This is a genomic window from Thermodesulfobacteriota bacterium (assembly GCA_040758155.1).
Lineage (GTDB): Bacteria > Desulfobacterota > Deferrimicrobia > Deferrimicrobiales > Deferrimicrobiaceae > UBA2219.
In genome coordinates this window covers 1-18,257 of the sequence record JBFLWB010000137.1, presented here as the reverse complement: position 1 = coordinate 18,257, position 18,257 = coordinate 1, and the positions used below count along the sequence as shown (strand labels likewise).

The 18,257-nt window shown below is 61.1% G+C and carries 19 protein-coding genes; 6 read left to right on the top strand and 13 right to left on the bottom strand.

Annotation, left to right across the window (positions count from 1 at the left end; translation table 11 throughout):
* On the top strand, window positions 1–275 hold a 275-nt coding region (locus tag AB1346_09170), incomplete at its 5' end, for a DUF4139 domain-containing protein (protein ID MEW6720607.1).
* Between the two features lie 10 nt (window positions 276–285).
* Here the strand turns inward: AB1346_09170 and hgcB are convergent.
* The 5 genes from hgcB to AB1346_09145 all read right to left on the bottom strand — a co-directional run bounded on the left by hgcB (window position 286) and on the right by AB1346_09145 (window position 4,260).
* Window positions 286–576 (bottom strand): mercury methylation ferredoxin HgcB, encoded by a 291-nt coding sequence (hgcB, locus tag AB1346_09165; GenBank protein ID MEW6720606.1) that lies wholly within the window; start codon window positions 574–576, stop codon window positions 286–288.
* A gap of 11 nt (window positions 577–587) precedes the next feature.
* Entirely contained in the window at window positions 588–1,652 is a 1,065-nt protein-coding gene (gene hgcA, locus AB1346_09160; GenBank protein MEW6720605.1) for a mercury methylation corrinoid protein HgcA, read from the bottom strand.
* Entirely contained in the window at window positions 1,649–1,924 is a 276-nt protein-coding gene (gene hgcC / locus AB1346_09155; protein ID MEW6720604.1) for an HgcAB-associated protein HgcC, read from the bottom strand. Before hgcC ends, hgcA begins: the two co-directional genes overlap by 4 nt.
* 176 nt (window positions 1,925–2,100) lie before the next feature.
* The gene (locus AB1346_09150; GenBank protein MEW6720603.1) at window positions 2,101–2,868 is read right to left on the bottom strand and encodes a tetratricopeptide repeat protein; all 768 of its coding nucleotides are present in this window, start codon (window positions 2,866–2,868) and stop codon (window positions 2,101–2,103) included.
* A gap of 21 nt (window positions 2,869–2,889) precedes the next feature.
* Complete coding sequence (locus AB1346_09145) at window positions 2,890–4,260, bottom strand: Gfo/Idh/MocA family oxidoreductase (GenBank protein MEW6720602.1); 1,371 nt, start codon at window positions 4,258–4,260, stop codon at window positions 2,890–2,892.
* A gap of 308 nt (window positions 4,261–4,568) precedes the next feature.
* On the opposite strand from AB1346_09145, the gene rsgA reads away from it, so the two are divergent.
* Window positions 4,569–5,645 carry a ribosome small subunit-dependent GTPase A gene (gene rsgA / locus AB1346_09140; GenBank protein ID MEW6720601.1) on the top strand — a complete coding sequence of 359 codons (1,077 nt, stop codon included), beginning with the start codon at window positions 4,569–4,571 and terminating at the stop codon, window positions 5,643–5,645.
* Window positions 5,646–5,902: 257 nt separating this feature from the next.
* Here the strand turns inward: rsgA and AB1346_09135 are convergent, their stop codons facing one another.
* Window positions 5,903–6,325 carry a rhodanese-like domain-containing protein gene (locus AB1346_09135; protein MEW6720600.1) on the bottom strand — a complete coding sequence of 141 codons (423 nt, stop codon included), beginning with the start codon at window positions 6,323–6,325 and terminating at the stop codon, window positions 5,903–5,905.
* A 276-nt stretch (window positions 6,326–6,601) separates the two neighbouring features.
* Here AB1346_09135 and AB1346_09130 point away from each other — a divergent pair, with 276 nt between their 5' ends.
* From AB1346_09130 to AB1346_09120, 3 genes are all read left to right on the top strand, one after another.
* On the top strand, window positions 6,602–7,933 hold the full coding sequence (locus AB1346_09130; protein ID MEW6720599.1) for a L,D-transpeptidase family protein: 1,332 nt from the start codon (window positions 6,602–6,604) through the stop codon (window positions 7,931–7,933).
* Between the two features lie 56 nt (window positions 7,934–7,989).
* Window positions 7,990–8,376 (top strand): Lpp/OprI family alanine-zipper lipoprotein, encoded by a 387-nt coding sequence (locus tag AB1346_09125; GenBank protein ID MEW6720598.1) that lies wholly within the window; start codon window positions 7,990–7,992, stop codon window positions 8,374–8,376.
* Window positions 8,377–8,454: 78 nt separating this feature from the next.
* Window positions 8,455–9,420, top strand: a complete 966-nt coding sequence (locus AB1346_09120; protein ID MEW6720597.1) for a L,D-transpeptidase family protein — start codon at window positions 8,455–8,457, stop codon at window positions 9,418–9,420.
* A 5-nt stretch (window positions 9,421–9,425) separates the two neighbouring features.
* Here the strand turns inward: AB1346_09120 and AB1346_09115 are convergent, their stop codons facing one another.
* Window positions 9,426–10,190, bottom strand: a complete 765-nt coding sequence (locus AB1346_09115; protein MEW6720596.1) for a 4Fe-4S binding protein — start codon at window positions 10,188–10,190, stop codon at window positions 9,426–9,428.
* Between the two features lie 109 nt (window positions 10,191–10,299).
* Here AB1346_09115 and AB1346_09110 point away from each other — a divergent pair, with 109 nt between their 5' ends.
* Window positions 10,300–11,385 carry an Ldh family oxidoreductase gene (locus tag AB1346_09110; protein MEW6720595.1) on the top strand — a complete coding sequence of 362 codons (1,086 nt, stop codon included), beginning with the start codon at window positions 10,300–10,302 and terminating at the stop codon, window positions 11,383–11,385.
* Window positions 11,386–11,394: 9 nt separating this feature from the next.
* Here the strand turns inward: AB1346_09110 and AB1346_09105 are convergent, their stop codons facing one another.
* The 6 genes from AB1346_09105 to AB1346_09080 all read right to left on the bottom strand — a co-directional run bounded on the left by AB1346_09105 (window position 11,395) and on the right by AB1346_09080 (window position 18,124).
* Entirely contained in the window at window positions 11,395–12,255 is an 861-nt protein-coding gene (locus tag AB1346_09105; protein MEW6720594.1) for a hypothetical protein, read from the bottom strand.
* 140 nt (window positions 12,256–12,395) lie between these two features.
* The gene (locus AB1346_09100; protein ID MEW6720593.1) at window positions 12,396–13,346 is read right to left on the bottom strand and encodes an SPFH domain-containing protein; all 951 of its coding nucleotides are present in this window, start codon (window positions 13,344–13,346) and stop codon (window positions 12,396–12,398) included.
* A 130-nt stretch (window positions 13,347–13,476) separates the two neighbouring features.
* Window positions 13,477–13,929 carry a VOC family protein gene (locus AB1346_09095; protein ID MEW6720592.1) on the bottom strand — a complete coding sequence of 151 codons (453 nt, stop codon included), beginning with the start codon at window positions 13,927–13,929 and terminating at the stop codon, window positions 13,477–13,479.
* A 29-nt stretch (window positions 13,930–13,958) separates the two neighbouring features.
* Window positions 13,959–15,149, bottom strand: a complete 1,191-nt coding sequence (locus tag AB1346_09090) for an ATP-binding protein (GenBank protein ID MEW6720591.1) — start codon at window positions 15,147–15,149, stop codon at window positions 13,959–13,961.
* Window positions 15,150–15,320: 171 nt separating this feature from the next.
* Window positions 15,321–16,712 carry an ATP-binding protein gene (locus AB1346_09085; GenBank protein MEW6720590.1) on the bottom strand — a complete coding sequence of 464 codons (1,392 nt, stop codon included), beginning with the start codon at window positions 16,710–16,712 and terminating at the stop codon, window positions 15,321–15,323.
* A 272-nt stretch (window positions 16,713–16,984) separates the two neighbouring features.
* On the bottom strand, window positions 16,985–18,124 hold the full coding sequence (locus AB1346_09080) for a nuclease-related domain-containing protein (GenBank protein ID MEW6720589.1): 1,140 nt from the start codon (window positions 18,122–18,124) through the stop codon (window positions 16,985–16,987).
* Between the last annotated feature and the right edge of the window lie 133 nt (window positions 18,125–18,257).

Genomic DNA, 18,257 nt, shown 5'->3' with positions numbered 1-18,257 from the left:
TCGGGAACGCTTTCGACGTCGTGGGAGACAGGAAGCAGACCACCTGGAGCCCGGTCGCCACGAACGTTACCGAGTCGGAGTACGAGATCTCCCTGAGGAACCACAAGACGGAGGACATCACGGTGCGGGTCGAGGAGGCGATCCCCGGGGACTGGAAGATCCTCGAAAGCTCGCACCCTTACAAGAAGGAGGATTCCGGGGCAGCCGTATTTTCGGTAAAGGTTCCCCGGGATAAGGAAGTCGTGGTGCGGTACAAAGTGAGGTCGAGGTACTAGGGCGCCCGGCTCACCCGCAGCACGACGAATTGCCCGAGCAGTCGCAGGTCGGCTCCGTCCCGGCGACCATGCCGTTCAGGACCGCCGCGGCGCAACCTACACCCGCGCGCACGGAGATCGCCTCGTGCTCGCAGTTCTTCGCGCAGGCGCCGCACTCCATGCAGGCGCCGCGGTCTGCGAGAACTGCGCGTTTGTTCTCTATCCTGAATACCTCATGCGGGCATACCTTGGCGCACATGCCGCAACCGACGCACCGCTCCGGAAGAAACTCCAGCGTTACCGCGCTCTCAAGGTATCTCATGACCTCCCACCTCATGCCACGAACAGGCCGCTCAGCCAGAATCCGAGACCGATCACGGCGAAAGCCGCCTGCATCGGCAAGGCATAACGCATTTCGCGCTGCACCCCGCTCAAGGAAGTAAACGTCGACGCGCCGGTGAAGTTCATCACCACGAAGCTTGTCAACGCCGGCGCCAGCGCGAGCCAAGTCGCCGCATGAAGCCATGACGTGGCCAGGCCGTTGCCGAGCAGCGAGTAAATCCCCGGTCCCGCGGCGAAAACAAGCCCCAGGACGGCGCCCTTGACGGAAAACGCCCGCCCCGGAAGCCATGGAAGAAGAATGGGCCCGAGGATGCCGCCGCCGAGGAACGCCCCCAGCACCAAGGCGGCTCCCTCAACGCCGGTCGTGCGGATTCCGGCCAGGGAGTAACCGCCTGCCCCCAAACCTCCCAGCAGCAGGAAAACCGCCGAAAGGAGCAACGCGTATTTCGCCCCCGTGACCAGCTCGACGGGAATCAGGACGATCCGGTCGCGCAGCCCGAACCGGACCCTTCGCATCCCGGGAGTCGCCTTCATCCCGGCATCCAGGAACGCCGGCAGATCCTCGGCCCGCACCGGCCCGTATTCCACCCGGAATCCGCAGCGCCTGCGCACCTCGTGCGCGCTCACTCCCGGGGCGCCGAGCTGCGGAACCACGAGCGTGCGATGCGACACGACCCGATCGACCGCGCAAAGCTGCACGCGCCGCACGATCTCTTCGGTGCCGAACGTTCCCTTCCCCGCCGAGCACCAGACGTTCACGCCGTCGGTGTCCAGCACCAGGATCCACGCGTTCCGGCCGGACAGCACTCTGCGCAGGCGGTCGAAGCTCATCTTGTAGTTGGCGGATACGAGCACCGGCGATTCCGCCTGGGGGTCGCCGACGGCGTACAGTCCGGGCACCACGCGATAGCTCATGCGCCCGATGCCCCAGCGCACCTTGATGGCGCCGATGCGGTCGGTGAGCGTCAACTGCGTACTCACGCGAGGCGCCTTGGCGGCGTTCGATCCGGCGGCAGTCCCGCCGCAAGCGCACTTGCATTCGCATTCGTTCGTCATGGCGTCCCGCCCATCAGCGGCCCCAGCACACCCTTGACCATTCCGCTGAGCTCCTCCACCTTGATGAGCGACAGGCAGCAAACCTTCCCTTCCTTCTCCCAGCCGATCACGGCCAGCTTGTCGCCCCCCTTGATCCCCGCCCGGTCGCGCAGCTCCTTGGGAAGCACCATCTGGCCGCGTTCGTCGATCGTGATGAGCGACTCGACGCGGCAGCCGGCAAACGCCTTCCCTCCCGGCCCGCAGCAGGACGCGCCTGGTGTCTTTTTGTCCATTGCATACCCTCCCTGCCCGGCATGATATCGCTGTATATACTGATTATTCAGCTAATACCGAATATGTAGGCCGATTGGACACTATTGTCAACAGGAAAATTGCCCGGGGTTTATTGTCGTTTCCTTCCGACAAGCGAAAGCAACAACCCCATGCATACAACGGCCGTGCTCCCGGATTATTTCCTCCCCTCTGCAAGCGCTTCCCATTCGTAGATCTTGTCTTGCGCGGCCCGGGCGTCGGGGGCGTCCGGAGAAAGGAGCAGGTAGCGCTTCATCTCCCGTCCGGCGGAACCGTACCGTCCCAGCTCGGCAAGGATGAGCGCCCGATTGTAATGTCCTTCCGGCCACCATGGGGCGATCCCAAGAGCATCCCGATAATAGTCTGCCGCTTCCGCGAACGCCTTCCGGCCGACGGCGGTCTCCGCCTTGACCCGGTATTTCCGGGCTTCTTCCGGAAGATCCGTTTTCGACGGAGAAGCAACGTATCGCTGCGCCTCCTTCCTGAACCAGACCTCGTCGACGTCGTTGAGGCCTTTCATCGTGTTGGGCTTCCACTTCACCGGTTTCAGGTCGAGCGCCTTCTCGTACTCCGAATCGGCCCGGTCGAAGCGTCCCGAAGCGAAGTGGATGTCCCCTACCATCAGGTGGCCGTGCGCAGCGTCTTCGTTGTCGGCGGCGCCGGGGAAGAACCTCTCCAGGTCGGCCAACGCGAGGTCGAACCTGCCGAGCTTCATGTACGCGCCCGCCCTCATCTTGTAGATCCACGGGAGCTCATGCCCCGGCGTCCCGGCGGCTATCGTCAGCGTGGCGACCGCTTCGTCATAGCGGCCCGCCTCGTACTGCGCCATCCCCTTATATAGAAGATCGTGCTGCGTCGCGGCGCACCCGGCAAAGAGGGCCAAGGTCGACAACCACGATACAAGAAACGCTGCGTTGCGATTCATCGTTTTCCTTCACCTCCGGGATCAGATGCCTTTTCCAGCTTGTCCGATGAACGCCCGCTCCATCTCCTTCCGGAAGGCGACCGCCGGGTCGGCCGCGTCGTATTCCACGTCGTCCCAACGCACCTGCGCGTGCGCGGCGACCTCGCGCTTCAGCTTGATGCCGTGGGCGAGACCGAGCGGCAGCCCGCCCATCCGCATCGACAGGTCGGCCGGCAGGAGCTTGCCGTAGACCGTGTATCCCCCCTCTCCGTCCAGCCTCTCCCCTGCGGCAAGATCCCGCTTCGCCGTCGCGACGACATCGCCGCGCCAGCCGTCCGGGGCGCCGGTGGCCTCGCCGCGCAACCCGACGGAGGCGACGCTGATGCCGAGCTCGAGGCCGATCGCGTGGTTGGGTTTGTACATCGCGGAGTATCGGCCCGACGGGTCGATATTGAATCCGTACTCCCGGAAGCAGCGGCGGACGTAGTCCTCTCCCTGCGCGTCCCCTGCGCGGAACGTGACATAGACGCCCCAGCGCAGGTCGCGGAACACCGGCCTTCCGTCCCGCTCCACGCTGGAGACCACTTCCACCTGCCCGGCGTGATGGAGACAGCCGCCTTCCTCCCGCGGGCACAGCAGCCGCGGCAGGTCGTCGACGCCGCATGCCGGGAAATGCAGCCCTTCCGGGTCCGGAGTCAGCGCGCAGGCGTTGGCCACCGCCGCCATCTCGATGGCGCTCTTCGTGCCGTCGAGGAACGAATTGAACATCTGCGCGTTGAAGTCGCCGGCGGCGACCATCTCGGGCGTGAAACCGTAATATGGCCACACCGTGTCCGGCGTCGAGGTATGGTAGACGGGAAGATACTTCGTCCCCTTCCCCGCGGCGACCACCTCGAACCCGGCCGCGCGGCACCAATCCACCATCTCGCTGATCAGCGCCGGCTGATCGCCGTAAGCCAGCGAATAGACGACCCCGGCCTCCTTCGCCCTCCTCGCGAGCAGCGGCCCTGCCAGCGCATCCCCCTCGACATTCACCATAACGACGTGCTTGCGGTGCGAGAAGGCGTCCAGCGCGTGCCGGATGCCGACCGCCGGGTTGCCGGTGGCTTCGATGACGATGTCGATCTCCGGCGATGCGGTCAGGGCGTAAGCGTCGGCGGTGATGCATGTCGTTCCGGCGCGCGCCGCGGCCGGGAAGGATGCCGCTGCGTGCCTTTCCGCCGGCCAGCCCGTCCTGGCGAGCGCGATCCGGGCCCGGTCCGGGGAGAGATCGGCGATTCCGACGACATGGATGCCCGGGGTGTGCTTGGCCTGGGCCAGGTACATCGAGCCGAACTTCCCCGCGCCGATCAGGCCGACGCGCAGCGGGCGGCCCTGCGCCGCGCGTTCGAGCAACATCCGGTGGAGATTCATGGAAATCCTCCTGGAAGGAGACGCTAAGGCATCATAGCAGGGAACGGCTTCGCATTGACCGTAGCTTCCCGAAAGGTTATTCTCTCCCCTGAAGTTGAAGCCCACAAACCCGCAAGAGGTTGGATGCCCGTCAGCGTTCTCCATATGGATCTTGTGTGAGGAGCCGAGTGCGCCATAGGCGATGACCGCCGGCGCACGCCTGCATCTCCTCAACCGCCGATCCCTGCCCGTGTGCCTCGCCACCTGCCTCGACGTGACGGCATGCGGCCGACCGTGCGCGCTTCTTGCCGCGCATCATGGAGGACGTAGTGGTGTACCAACTGTCTACACTGGGCTTCGGCCCTTTCTTCGAAAAACAATTTTCTCGCTCGGAACACCCCACCGGCGTACCCGCCAGGATCGCCTCCGAGCACCGCGGCGCGTATGTGGTCTGGTCCGCTTCGGGCGCCGGCCGCGCCCAGCTCGCCGGGAAGCTTCGCACGCGGCTCGAGGAGGAAGGATTCCCCGCCGTCGGGGATTGGGTCGTCCTCAGGGAGGCGCCCGGACCGGATCGCGCCACCATCATCGAAGAGGTCCTTGAGCGGCGCACGGTGTTCAGCCGCGGCGCCGCGGGACGCCCGGGGCGCACCCAGGTCGTCGCCGCCAATATCGACATCGTGTTCGCCGTCTGCGGCCTTGACGCGGACTACAACGTCCGCAGGATCGAGCGCTACCTCGCCCGGATCTGGGCGAGCGGCGCGCAGCCCGCGGTGATCCTCAACAAGGCCGACATCTGCGGAAACGCCGCCGGGCGTGTGACCGAGGTGGAAAGCCACTGCCCCATGGTGCCGGTCTACGTAACCAGCGCCCTGTTGGCGGAGGGCATCGAAGCGATTCGGGCGAGCATCGGCGAAGGAATGACGGCGGCCTTCGTCGGCTCGTCCGGGGCGGGCAAATCGACCCTGATAAACGCCTTCCTCGGCGAGGAGCGGATGCGCACCGGAGAGGTCCGGGCGCACGACGGCCGCGGCTGTCACGTCACGACGCATCGGGAACTCGTCCTGCTGACCGGAGGCGGACTGCTGCTCGACACGCCGGGCATGCGGGAGCTGCAGCTTGTCGATGAAGACGGGCTCGACTCGGTCTTCGGCGACATCGCGACGCTCTCCGCGCGATGCCGCTTCCGGGACTGCCGCCACGACACCGAACCGGGCTGCGCGGTATTGGCGGCGGTGGAATCGGGAGAGCTCTCCGCGGATCGCCTGGAGCACTACCGGAAGCTCGAGCGGGAAGCGCAAGCCTACGAGCGGCGTCACGACGAGAGACTGCGGCGGCAATCCGAACGGGTATGGGGACAGCTACACGACGAGGTCGCCCGGCTGCGGCGCTGGAAAGGGCGTGAGTGACGTATACTGCTTTCATGACCCACGCCGGTTCGAACAAGTCGTGCATGTTCTGCAATGCATGCAGGGACAAACGCCGAAGGAAGGTATTGCACGTCGCCGGCGAAGGCGGAAAGCCGCTCTGCGGGTCAAATCGTACGGAATACCCGCTGGTCGAGGGCCGCTTCGATACGTGGACCGGCGCCTCGAATCGGTGTAAGGCATGCGCCAGGATTATCGCGAATAACCTTGGCCCCGATTGGGAGAAGAAACGGCGCCGGTCATAGCCGACGATCGATCGGGTATCCTTTCTCCACCCAGTTAGTGATGCCGCCGTTGACGACACGGACGTTCCGATAGCCCCTCTTTAGAAGATCGGAGCCGAATTTGGCCGAACGGTTCTGCGTGCGGCAGTAGACCCAGATCTCGGTTTCCGTATCGGGCCACCTCTTCGGCACAAGGGACTGGCTGCCGATCGGTATGTTGATCGCCCCGGGCACGTGTCCGCTCGCGAATTCCTCCGACGTGCGCACGTCAAGCAGGACCGCCTTGCTTTTCTTCTCCCGGACTTCCTGCCACTTCCCGTAGAGATCGTCCACGGAGACGATGTGCTCCTTCGGGATCGTCGGAGAGCCGAAGAAGGCCAACGCAGGTCCCGACAGCATCCCAAGGGCAATCGATGCGACCAATACTGCATTCCTCATGTCGTACGCTTCCTCCAAATTATCCCCGTAACATTTATTTTTAGATGATTCGGAGCTACAAAAGGAACCGATTCCTATTAAAAAGAAGAAGGGCCGGGAAACCGAGCGCAGACGCACCGTAGGTTCGAATCCTTGTAGCCTTGGAGGCCCCGGATTTCAGAACCTGGTATACCCCCGTGGGCAACGGTGTATACTGCCTCCTCGACCCGGACAACTCCACGGGAGGGAGAAGGTGACCCCATCCGGCGGGAACAAGCCTTGCATAGCCTCTATCCCATGAGCCGGATCAGCAATCTATCCCTCTCGCACAACCAGCTTCGTCTGGCGGCCTTCTGCATGTTCATCCTCTCTATCTCCGGCTGCGCGACATCGAAAAGCGTTCAGACGGCACCGCCCTTTCCCGTTCATCGCGAACCCGTTCTTCGCGAAAAGGAGATCGAGCGGAACAGGTTCACGGTTGCACAAGGAGAAGACGTCATCGGCCGGCCGGCGGTCGTCAGGATTGAAAAGGACGATACGCTCCCGGATATCGCCCGGCACTTCAGTTTGGGGATCAAGGAAATCAGCGCGGCGAATCCGAAGGTGGATGTATGGGTGCCCGAGGCGGGAGAGCGCGTCGTATTGCCTCTGAGCTTTATCCTGCCTGACGCTCCCAGAAAAGGGATCGTGGTCAACCTGGCCTCCATGAGACTCTTCCAATATAAAGAGGATGGAACGTCTCTGTCGGTGACGACCTATCCGGTCGGCATCGGCACGGACGAGCGGCCTACCCCCACAGGCCGGATGCATGTGGTGCGCAAGGCGGCCCGGCCCACCTGGCATGTTCCTTCCTCGATTGCCGCGGATCATCGCAAGAAGGGGGACATCCTCCCGAAAACCGTCCCGCCGGGGCCTGAAAATCCCTTGGGCGAATATGCGCTCTATTTGAACAAAGGGAGTTATCTGATCCACGGCACCAACAAGCCGGCCAGCATCGGCCTTACCGCGACCAACGGCTGCCTGAGGCTTTACCCGGAAAACATCAAGGCGCTCTTCGACGACACTCCGGTGAAAACGCCTGTGCTCATCGTCGACCAGCCGTATCTCGTTGGGCAACGCAACGGCGTACTGTACCTGGAAGCCCATGGGCCCGCGGATGAGTCGGGCGCGCTGGAGTCGGAGAAACTCCATAAAAAACTGAGAGCGATCGAAAAGCAGGCCGCGCGCGCGATCGACTGGAAAAAGGTCAAGGAAGTGCAGGCCGAGGCCCGGGGGATTCCGGTTCCCATCTTCGAGTCGGGTCGGGGAACTGAAATGGAGGCCGCGAAACCTGTAGAGGTCGAGCACCCGGAGACCTTGTACGGCAAGCCGGAGATACCGGCGCTGAAATTGCATGCGTGGTATGTATTAGCCGCAGATGTGCGTGACCGGATCGAAGCCCGGCGGCTTGCCGCCATCATTAATCACCAGGGGCCGCAAATACCGGCACGGGTGTTTGAAAAGAGCGAAAGCTACCGCGTTATCGCCGGCCCTTTCAATGACGGCGGTGAAGCCAAAGAGGCGGCGAAGCGCCTGAAAATCGATCTGGAAATTGACGGTATTGTAATCGAGCCTGACAAAAATGGATGACGGATGCGATCCTTCTTCCCGTCAAGGAAGACGGAAATACAGGGAGGTGAAGAAAGATGAAGAAAAGCCTGCTTCTGATCGCGATGGTGCTGATTCTCCCGACGCTGATGATCGGATGCGCGACGACCGGTCAACTCGAGAAAGTGCAGGCCGAGCAGAAAATGATCGATGCGAAAGCGGACCAGGCGATGAAGGATGCGCAGGCGGCCAAGGCCGCAGCCGATGCGGCCAGGGTGAAAGCGGATGAAACGTCGGCCCGCGCCGAAAACGCGATAAAGGCGGCGGCGGAAATGGAAAAGGCGGCGGCGGAAAGAGAGAGGGTGGCGGCGGAAAAGGAGAGGGCGGCGGCGGAAAGAGAGAAGGCGGCGGCGGAAAAGGCAACGGTCTCCGATGAAAAAGCGAAAAAGGCCGAAGCCGCTTTCGAAAAGTCGATGAAGAAGTAAGTCATCCGAATTGCAGAGGTGGCAGGGGCCAACCCCCCTGCCATTTCATTCTCCATGAGGAATTCCGGAATCCGTCCCATGCGGCCCATCAGGTTCTGCATCTGCCTTCTGATGGCGTCGACGCTCCTGTCCGGCTGCAGTCACTTCAACGACGGACCGCAGATCAGGAAGACATTCGCGGAGGCGAACGATCTTTTCCACCAGGAAAGCTACGCGGCCGCCCTGGACAAGTATTCGGAGATCGTCGAGAAATATCCCGCCACGGCTGACCGGGCGCTGTTCGAGATGGGCATCGTTTACGCCCATTCGAAGAACGCACGGAAGGATTACCAAAAATCGCTGGATTGCTTTCAAAGGCTCATCCGGGATTACCCTGCAAGCGAGTACCGGCAGAACAGCGAGATGATGGTGTTCAATATCCAGAACGTCATTTACAAGGATCGGACGATCGCCGCGCAGCATACGCACATCGAAGCTCTCCAGCGCGAGGTCCGGGGCAGGGACAGCGAGATCGCCGCGCAGCAGAAGAAGATCGAGGCGCTCGGGAAAGACATCGAGGCGCTCGGGAAAGAGTTTGAGGCGCTCGAAAAAAAGTATAACGACGCCACACAGCAGAAGAGGCCGATCGACAGGGTGCTGATCGAAAAGAGCGCGCGCCGGTTGATGCTGATCTCACAGGGGGAAGTTCTGAAAAGCTACAAGATCGCCCTGGGAGGGAATCCGATCGGGCCGAAGGAACGGCAAGGCGACGGCAAGACGCCCGAGGGGACCTATTTCATCGATGCAAGGAACCGGGACAGCCAGTATCACCTCTCCCTGCATATTTCCTATCCGAACGAGAAAGACAGGAAGCGCGCGAGGGAGCTCGGTGTCTCCCCGGGCGGGGACATCATGATCCACGGGATCAAGAACGGGTTCTCGTGGATAGGCGACGCCCACTCGAAGATCGACTGGACGAAAGGGTGCATCGCCGTGACCGACGAAGAGATCGTGGAAATCGCCGGTCTGGTGCCGGACGGGACTGTGGTGGAGATAAGGCCGTAGCCCGATTACGCCGCGGCCGGATACCTGTCGCGCCGGAGGATGTTCCCCTGGAGGCCGACGGTGACGATCTCCAGCGGGATATTCTTCCCCGATTCCTTCAGGACCTTCTTCAGCAGAGCCGGCAGCCCCTGGCAGCAGGGGACCTCCATGACCAGCACGGTGACGCTGCGCACGTCGGCCTGCGCGAAGATCTGCCGAAAGCGATCCTCGTAGAGCTCCATGTCGTCGAACTTGGGGCACCCCATCATCACCACCTTCCCCTTCAGGAAGTCGCGGTGGAAGTCGCCGTATGCCATCGGGGTGCAGTCTGCCGCGACCAGCAGGTCGGCGTTTTTCAGGAACGGGGCGTGCGGCGGCACCAGGCGGATCTGCACCGGCCAGTGGGTCAGGGCGGAAGGGATGGAAGGCCCCGCCGGCGAGGCGCTGCGGATTTCCGCCGACCCCTTGGCGAAATTGTGGAGGCGGGCGGAGGGGCAGCCGTGTCCGTGCGCGGGTGCCGCCGGGGCCGGCTTGGTCTCCCCCCTCGTGGCGCGGACATGCTCCATGGCCGCCTTCTCGTCGAAGGCTTCGACATCGCGCTCGACCATCCGGATGGCGTCGCGGGGGCATTCCCCGAGGCATGCGCCGAGGCCGTCGCAATACTTCTCGGCGACCAATCGGGCCTTGCCGTCGATGATCCGGATCGCCCCTTCGGCGCAGGACGGGACGCACAGCCCGCAGCCGTCGCACTTCTCTTCGTCGATTTGGATGATCTTCCGCATGCTCTTCATGGCTCCTCCCGTGCAAGGTCTATTATCAATCTTCATGTACCCATGATCCTTCTCCGCCGCTTTTTGCGCATTGATCCGGGTCAAGAAAAACGAATAGAGTGTATGGACTATGAATCGATCGGACCCATCCGGTAATCGGCGCGTATCTCACGTTGCGCTGGCCGAATTTACCAGAGAAGTCATCCAATCCCTTGGCGCTTCCGGAGATCGGGCCCGCTCCACCGCGGAAGTTCTCGTCGCGGCCGACATGCGGGGAATTTCCAGCCATGGAGTGGCGGGAGGCACGGGATTAACCGAGCTCCTGCAGAGAACGCGGGCAGGAGCGATCGACATCGAAGCCGTTCCCGAAATTCATTATAAACCGGGCCGGGCGGTCGCTTCCATGAACGCAAAAGGCGGCCTGGGACCGTCCGCGGCCATGGAAGCCGCTCACCTGGCGGGGGACCTGGCCGAACAATACGGCGTGGGACGCGTGCACGTCTACGACTCGAACCATTTCGGCGCCGCCTGCGTGTACGTGGAGGCCCTCCTGAAACGCGGCCTGGCCGCCCGCTGCACCAGCACTGCCGGCTCCTGGATGATCCCCTATGGAGGGAACCGGGTGCGCCTGGGCTCCAGTCCCATCGCCTGGGGGATGCCCTGCGGCGGCGAGGCCATCGTCATCGATATGGCCACGACCCAGCGGTCGGTGAGTCCCGCGTTTCGCGCGGCGAAAGCGGGCGAGCCGATTCCCAGGGATTATTTCAGAGACAAAGACGGGAACATGCTGGAAGGGGTGGTATCTCCCGACAGGCTGGTGCAAGGCTCCGTCCTGCCGCTTGGGGGGGAACAGTTCGGGTACAAGGGATCGGGGCTGAATATCCTTATCGAGCTGGACAATGTGATCGGCGGCGGATCGCTGGAACGTATTCCCAGCATGCGGGAAACGCCGATGTGCCGCGTCTCGCACGTTTTCGAAGCGTGGAGGATCGACTTTCTTTATCCGGAGGAGGAAGCGCTGCGGCGGGTGGAAAAAGCCGTCAAGGACATCCGAGCCTACGGGGGCCCGGAGATGCTGCTGCCCGGCGAGCGCGAGGCGCGCCGGAAATCGGATGCCGAACGATGGGGGATCCCATACGAAAATTCCCAATGGGAAACGCTTGATCTCATTTCGGAGAAGACGGGAATTCCCCCGCCGCGGCCGATCGCAAAATAGCAGGCCGGTTCAATCCGGAATGCTGTTCCTGTCGGTCGCCGGACCGAAGACCACGAACTTCTGATTGTTGTTGTTGTATTTGGCGTGGAAACGGAATCCCTTCCCTTTCCAGCCGAGGATTCCTTCTGTCTCCTGCATGGCCGCCGCCGGATCGGACGGGGCCGTAACCATGATGGAAAACGTAAGGATGTGGTATTCCTTCTCCCGGGAATCCTGCGAAGGGGTCAGCTCGCGGCCATCGACAAGGATGCCGTCCTTCCCGCCGGATCGCCGGATCAATTCCTCGACGGAAAGTTTCCCCATTTCGAACTTGCCGTTTTCGCTGCCGCTCGAAGTCGTGACGACCCCCTTGCCTTCCCTGTCCCAGCGGACGCCGACCTGGTTCGTCCTCGTGAAAAACATATGCTCCCAGGTCCCGTCGTCCACCTTTCCCTTTTCGGCGAAACGGGAGTCGGACAGCGTCCACACGGTGAGAGACCTCGTGAACGTGTCTATGGAATGGGATTGGTACATCAGGGAATATCCCTGTGCCGCCAGCGCCTCGGCTTTCAGCTCCGGCGTCTCCCCGCTGAACTCCTTCGCCTCCTTCCCGTCGATCGGCCTCTCGAACGTCACCGTCGCGCTTTCCCTCGGGGCGAGGAAGTAGAAATGCTTCCCTTCGGATACCCGGTGCTTTTCGTCCGGAGCGACCGCGGACGGCTCCCCGCCGGAATCCGCTCCGGAGGGAGGCTGCGCCTCTGCCTGCGACTGAGCCGGGACCTGTGCCTGCGGCCCGACCGGTGCCGGCTCGTTCTTCGAGCATCCGGATTGTCCCGCCGCGACAGCCAGCATCACGCACGCCACAACCAGGGGAAAACGTCTCGAAGACATATGCCTCGCCCTCCCGCAGGCAGAGTAGGTGGCGACATCTTTGTCGCTCATGCCGCGCCTGACGCTATCTGATCGGAAGAACCGGCATCCGTGATTAGGGATAAATTCACCGGCGGGAATCCATATGTTCCGGATCTTCGCTAACACTGCCGGTGGCTCGATCCGGCGTTGATGACGGGTTCCGCCTGCGTCTCGCTGCACAGCACAACCAGAAGGTTCCCCACCATGGCGGCCTTTTGCGACTCGTCGAGCGACACCACGCCCTTGGCCGAAAGCTCCTCCAGGGCCATCTGCACCATACTGACTGCGCCATGGACGATCTTTTGCCGCGCGGAAATGATCGCCTCGGCCTGCTGCCGCCGCAGCATCACACCGGCGATTTCCGACGCGTACGCCAGGTGCGTCAGGCGCGCCTCCTCCACGACCACGCCCGCCCGGGACAGCCGTTCCTGGAGTTCCTTTGCCAGCGCCGCGCCGACCGATTCCGCGTCGTCGCGCAGGGTGACCTCCCGCTGGGCCCCGTCTTCCGAATGATCGTACGGGTAGCTGTTGGCCAGGTGTCGCAAGGCCGTCTCGCTCTGGATCTGCACGTAGTGCTCGAAGTCGTCGACATCGAACAGGGCCATCGCCGTGTCGCGCACGCGCCATACCACGACCGCGCCGATCTCGATGGGGTTTCCCCGCTGGTCGTTCACCTTCAGGGTCTGCGTCTCGAAATTGCGGGCACGCAGGGAGACCTTGTACTTGCTGCGGGAACGGATCGTCGTGGAGTGCTCCTTGTCCTTTCCGGAAACGGTTTCCCATGAGCCCCGTTTCACGCTGAACGGATTCGCCCAGTGGAACCCGTCCGTTTTCACGGTGCCGGCGTACTTCCCGAACAGGACCAGCACCATGGCCTCGTTGGGCTGAAGGGTGAACAGCCCCTTGGACAGAAGGATGGCCACGGCCAGTGCGATCACGCCGAGCACCGACAGCCGTACCGACCCTTGAAAGATTCCGGCAACGGTGAGGATCGGTGCCGCGATGATGGTTGCCGCTACGACCGGAAGAAGGACGTATCCGCTTGCAACCGTCTTGACGCGCTCTTTCATGCCCTGCCCCCCTTTTCCCATTCCGAAATTCATATCGCCTCCCGATTATGGGAACTTTAGGGGCCTTCAGATGGTTGATTGCCGGAATATTACCTGATTTTCGCCTTGATCCGCTCCCGCCCTTAACGCCTCAACTGAGCTTTTCGGCAAGGGCGACAATGATGCCCTCGGGGCCACGGACGAAACAGAGCCGGTACATGTCCTCGTATTGGACGACTTCGCCCACGAGCTCGGCGCCATGGGCGCGCAAGCGCGCGACGACGTCCTCGATGTCGTCGACTGCGAACATGATGCGCCGTATTCCCGGAGTATTGACGGGCGCGTGATTCGACTCGCCTCTGACGGCCGCCGGACTGTGGAACTTCGAGAGCTCGACCTTCCCGTGGCCATCGGGAGTCCGCAGCAGGACGATCTCGCTCCGGACGTTGTCCAGGGCGAGGAGCCGGTCCACCCAGCGTCCTTCGACCTGCGTCTGGCCCTCCAGCTCCATGCCAAGCTCGAGGAAGAAAGCCTTCGCGCCTTCGAGGTCATCGACGACGATGAGGACGTTGTCCATCCTGAGTGTGGATTTATTTGATTTCATAACAGCCATCTATTTCCCCCCCCTTCTCGTCATGATCGAGGCACGAACTCGGGAATCGCCCGAAGCATGAATTCGTCGAACAACGGGACGGTGAAATCCATGCTGCCATGGGAAGGGCTGTAGATCATTCCCTTGCTTATCAGCTTGGCGCGGACAGGCCCAAGACTGCCGATTTGCACGCCCAGGACATCGGCGATGTCGCCGCTGCGATGCGCACCGGGACCAAGATGCGCCATCGCACGCAAGTACTGTTTTTCCCTGGGAGTCAACCGATCGAATCGAACCCGGAAGAAGTTTTCGTCAAGACGGCGACTGACCGTTTCCGTGGCCGCTGTTACCACCTGAAGGGTGATCGGGGATGTTACGGCTTGATTCCAGGACTGGTATCCCCATTCCTGAAGGAAGTATGGATATCCTTTCGTCAGTCGAAAGATCTCCGCCAAAGCCGCCTTTTCGAACGTCACCCCGGCTTTTCTGACGGGCTCCTCCAGAGCCTTGTACGCTTCGTTTTCCCGGAGGGGCCCGATAATGGGAAAACTGAACAGGCGCTCCGCGTAGGACTTCGATTCACCGGCAAGCGCAGGCAAGATCGGTAACCCGGCGCCGATCAGCACCATGGGAAGCTGTCGCTGCTGCATCCTGTGCAATGCCATGATGAGCGCGCTCAGTTCCTCTTTCCTCAGATATTGGATCTCGTCGATCAGGATGGAAACGGGAGTATGGCGTTCTTCAGCCGCTTCTCCCACTGCAACGAACAGGTTGGGCAGATCGACTTCGATATCTCCGCTATCCGCCACTCCCAATTCGGGATCGATATCCAACCCGAATTCGACATCCCCGACCTTGACCTTGATGGCACTGATGAAACCCTTCAAGGCGGCCAATCCCCTGCGAACCTTGTCGCCCATCCCGGCAATGCGGTCCAGATCGAATAGCAGGCGCCTTAACTGCGAAGCGATCAGTATGGATAACGGTTTGTCTTCGAGGGCTTCAATAAGGATCGTCTTGTAGCCGACATCCCTGGCCAGTCGTTCCATCTCGTTCAGAAGCACCGTCTTGCCCACACCGCGCAATCCAGTCAATAAAAAGCTCTTTTCGGGGCGCTTTAGACGCGTGCGACCAAACAGGACGCGCGCCTGTTCCAGGATCTCTTCGCGGCCGACGAGTTCCGGCGGCGGAGATCCGGCTCCTGGCGAAAAGGGATTTGTAATCTTGTCCAAGGTTACGCCCCCATTTCTAACCGTTTATTTCCATTTATACCGGATTATACGCCATAAAGAGTATAAATAAATACAATCGGGACAGGGCTACGAGCCATCGCGATAAGAACTTGAATAACATAATGATTTAATCTAAGATGGCGAAGAAGGTCGACCGGACCCGATCCCGGGTCACTGGAGTTTGGTTTCGCCCTCCACAAGAAACACCTTCTCCCGTTTTGCCAGGTCGAGCATCGCGGGGGTGAAGCCGCTGCGGCTTAACAGGATGAACCGTTCCTTTCTCTTGCCGGCGTGCCACTCCACCAGTTCCGATTTCCTGCGAAGGTCCTGGTATACGTCCGTTCCGACCTTCTTCCCGGTCCACTTGCACTCGCCGAACCATGCCGTTTTGCTTTCCTCGTCAAGCGCCACGAGGTCGATCTCTTCATTCCTGGACCACCAGCGGCCGATGGAAGTGACCGGGATCTTCTCTTGCTTTGCCAAATCCAGGAAGATCTCCCGGGATATCGCTTCGTAGGCTTCACCCACATGCCGGTCGAATGAGTCTTCGATTTGCTTGAGGACGTAGCCCTCGTTGCCGATTTCGAGCCGTCCGCGGTTCGGCAGGACGTACTTGAACCAGAACGCGAAGAATCTGTCACGCAGACGATACAAGCCGAGCCGGCTCTTGTCGGGAGACTTCTCAGTGACGGGAACCTCTTTCTCGACGAATCCCAGGGATCGCAGGATGTCGAGATAACGGGAGAGATGGGCCTTGTCGAACCCCGTGTCGTTCATGATCTCTGAGAGCTTCCTCTTTCCCTGGGCGATCGCCCGGAGGATGACGTAGTAGTCCCGCGGTTCGCGGAGCTCTTCCCGGAGGAGGAACTCCACCTCGTTGTGAAGGTAGGTATTCCGGGAAAGGATCAGTTCGGCGATGTTTCTAATGATGCTTTCCTTCGGCCTGACCTGTTCCAGGTAGGCGGGCACCGTTCCGAATGTGGCGTAGATGGCCACCCGTTTCACCAGGTCCGCTTCCGGGAAGAACTCTCTCAATGCTCCGAATTTGAGCTCCCCGATTTTCAGGGAGCCCGTCCGGCGGCCGTAGAGGGGCGCCTTCGAAAGAAGCACCTCGCGTTCCATCTTCCCGATGCTGGAACCGAGAAGAATCAGGAACAGTTTCGTGTCCTTCAAGTGCGTGTCGATCCCTTTTTGGAAAATCGAGGAGATGGCCCGGTTGGCGTTTACGAGGTAGGGGAATTCATCGATCGCGAGGACCAGGCGCGTCCGCTTGCTCTTTTCACGGATATACCGGAAAAACTGCTCCCAGTCGCGAAAGCCCGACTCGGCAAGGACCATGTCCTTGAAATATTCCCCGACGCATCTGCCGAGATTTTTAAGCTGTTCCGGCTCGGCGACGGTATCCGCGAGGAAATAGATGGCCGGTTTGTTTGTGATGAACTCACGGACGAGCCGGGTCTTGCCCACCCGGCGCCTTCCGTAAAGCGGGATGAACCGGAACGACGGCTGCGCGTATTCCCGCTCGAGGAATCCGAGTTCCTCCTGCCGGTCGACGAACTTCATGGTCTCCTCCGGTCAAGGCATCGCCATGGAATGCGATATGCATAATCCTGTTTAGTCTAAACATGATTATACTTATCCGGGGCCATCCCGCAAGTTATGTTCGATGCGGGGCGCCGTGGCGAATCGGATGGTCTGGAAGGCAGGAGGAGTGCTGTTGGGATTTGGTGGAGGCGGGGGGAACGGGGCTATCCGCTACCCCAGCGACGTACCCCCAGGAGTTTCGCTCGCGCCGCCGCTTCGTGCGATATCGTTCACGGGATCCTGACGGATGTTTACGAAACCGGTGGACCTCCAACCTGCTGACACGGGCGGCACAACACCTTCCCCGCAAATTTCTCCTTATTTATCCGACAGAAGTAGACGACCTTCCCATCAACTGCTGCGCCACAGCGTCCACACGTTCCTTTCTTCTCGCTGGAACCAACGATATGGTTTCCTTCTGGGGCCAGGGCGACCGACACGGTCGAGGTGGTGGCTGGCGCTTCCGGCTTCTGTTGGCAGGAGCGGCAGAGGATCTTCCCTCCAAACTTCCTCTTGTTGATGCGGCAGTAATAGGCCACCTTCCCATCCACCGATGATCCGCAAGCTTCGCAGGCAGTCTCCCCCTTCGCCACGGTGCCATCGGCACCGACATCCGCGACACCAACGACCGGCTGTGATGCCTTGTCCGGTGTGTCCGGAACGGTAACGCCGAACTTGGCGGCAAAGTCGAACTTCGCAGGTCGGTGCAGGCGAACTAATCTTCGAGCAAAGCTCTCCAGGGTCTCTTGGGACACCAACTTTGTAAGGGAAGAAATCGCGACCACTGCAGAGGTATCGTCGATTCGCTTGTCGATGGCCGCCCCGAGCCCATCCGCTTTGATCACCATGCTCGTATCGAACTTCTCTTTTGTCGGGCGATCAACGCGGCTATTTGGCGCGACCATGACATAGCTCAGGAAGTTCGCAGGAATGGGGACACCCAGACGGGTGGGCATGAATCCGGGCTGCTGGAAGATCCTTCCCAGTAAATCGATGTGGCGCTGATTCTGTTCGATCGGAGACTCGATGGCGTGATACGTATTCCCATTCCAGACGAGGAACTCCTCCTCCGGAGTGATCTTGACCCCGTAATAGTAGTTCTTAGACTCAAGTACGTAGACGTCGAGGAGGCGATTGATCAGCAGGTGGTCGATCTGTGCGACGAATCCCCGGTACTCCAAGCGCAAGTCGTGGATGATCGCAGTGTTCTTGCTGTCGCGCCACCGGAAATCAATGAAGTATGCGGAACTCTCTTCGCCTCGCGCGCCGGAGTCGATGCACTTGATCTCCCGCTCAATGAGGAAACGCTGCTTGGCGGTAATCGGGTACTCCAGAAGCCGTCGTAGCTCCAATATGTCCGCGTCGCGGTTGTCCCGTTCCTTGATCAGCATCGAATTCCCCCGTCACGTGGAAACGACAATTACCATATCGGAAATATCGGCATCTTTTTTCATGGACAATCCTTTCTTGATGATATCTTTCCGCATGAATTACCGTCCCTTTTCCCTTGTACCGCATGGATCA

What these genes read in the sequence shown, in the direction of transcription:
- AB1346_09080 (MEW6720589.1), bottom strand. Translation starts at nt 18,124, where the DNA reads ATGCTGATCAAGGAACGGGACAACCGCGACGCGGACATATTGGAGCTA.
- AB1346_09150 (MEW6720603.1), bottom strand. Translation starts at nt 2,868, where the DNA reads ATGAATCGCAACGCAGCGTTTCTTGTATCGTGGTTGTCGACCTTGGCC.
- hgcA (MEW6720605.1), bottom strand. Translation starts at nt 1,652, where the DNA reads ATGACGAACGAATGCGAATGCAAGTGCGCTTGCGGCGGGACTGCCGCC.
- AB1346_09135 (MEW6720600.1), bottom strand. Translation starts at nt 6,325, where the DNA reads ATGAGGAATGCAGTATTGGTCGCATCGATTGCCCTTGGGATGCTGTCG.
- AB1346_09120 (MEW6720597.1), top strand. Translation starts at nt 8,455, where the DNA reads ATGCGGCCCATCAGGTTCTGCATCTGCCTTCTGATGGCGTCGACGCTC.
- AB1346_09100 (MEW6720593.1), bottom strand. Translation starts at nt 13,346, where the DNA reads ATGAAAGAGCGCGTCAAGACGGTTGCAAGCGGATACGTCCTTCTTCCG.
- hgcB (MEW6720606.1), bottom strand. Translation starts at nt 576, where the DNA reads ATGAGATACCTTGAGAGCGCGGTAACGCTGGAGTTTCTTCCGGAGCGG.
- AB1346_09145 (MEW6720602.1), bottom strand. Translation starts at nt 4,260, where the DNA reads ATGAATCTCCACCGGATGTTGCTCGAACGCGCGGCGCAGGGCCGCCCG.
- hgcC (MEW6720604.1), bottom strand. Translation starts at nt 1,924, where the DNA reads ATGGACAAAAAGACACCAGGCGCGTCCTGCTGCGGGCCGGGAGGGAAG.
- AB1346_09115 (MEW6720596.1), bottom strand. Translation starts at nt 10,190, where the DNA reads ATGAAGAGCATGCGGAAGATCATCCAAATCGACGAAGAGAAGTGCGAC.
- AB1346_09130 (MEW6720599.1), top strand. Translation starts at nt 6,602, where the DNA reads ATGAGCCGGATCAGCAATCTATCCCTCTCGCACAACCAGCTTCGTCTG.
- AB1346_09085 (MEW6720590.1), bottom strand. Translation starts at nt 16,712, where the DNA reads ATGAAGTTCGTCGACCGGCAGGAGGAACTCGGATTCCTCGAGCGGGAA.
- AB1346_09110 (MEW6720595.1), top strand. Translation starts at nt 10,300, where the DNA reads ATGAATCGATCGGACCCATCCGGTAATCGGCGCGTATCTCACGTTGCG.
- AB1346_09125 (MEW6720598.1), top strand. Translation starts at nt 7,990, where the DNA reads ATGAAGAAAAGCCTGCTTCTGATCGCGATGGTGCTGATTCTCCCGACG.
- AB1346_09095 (MEW6720592.1), bottom strand. Translation starts at nt 13,929, where the DNA reads ATGAAATCAAATAAATCCACACTCAGGATGGACAACGTCCTCATCGTC.
- AB1346_09105 (MEW6720594.1), bottom strand. Translation starts at nt 12,255, where the DNA reads ATGTCTTCGAGACGTTTTCCCCTGGTTGTGGCGTGCGTGATGCTGGCT.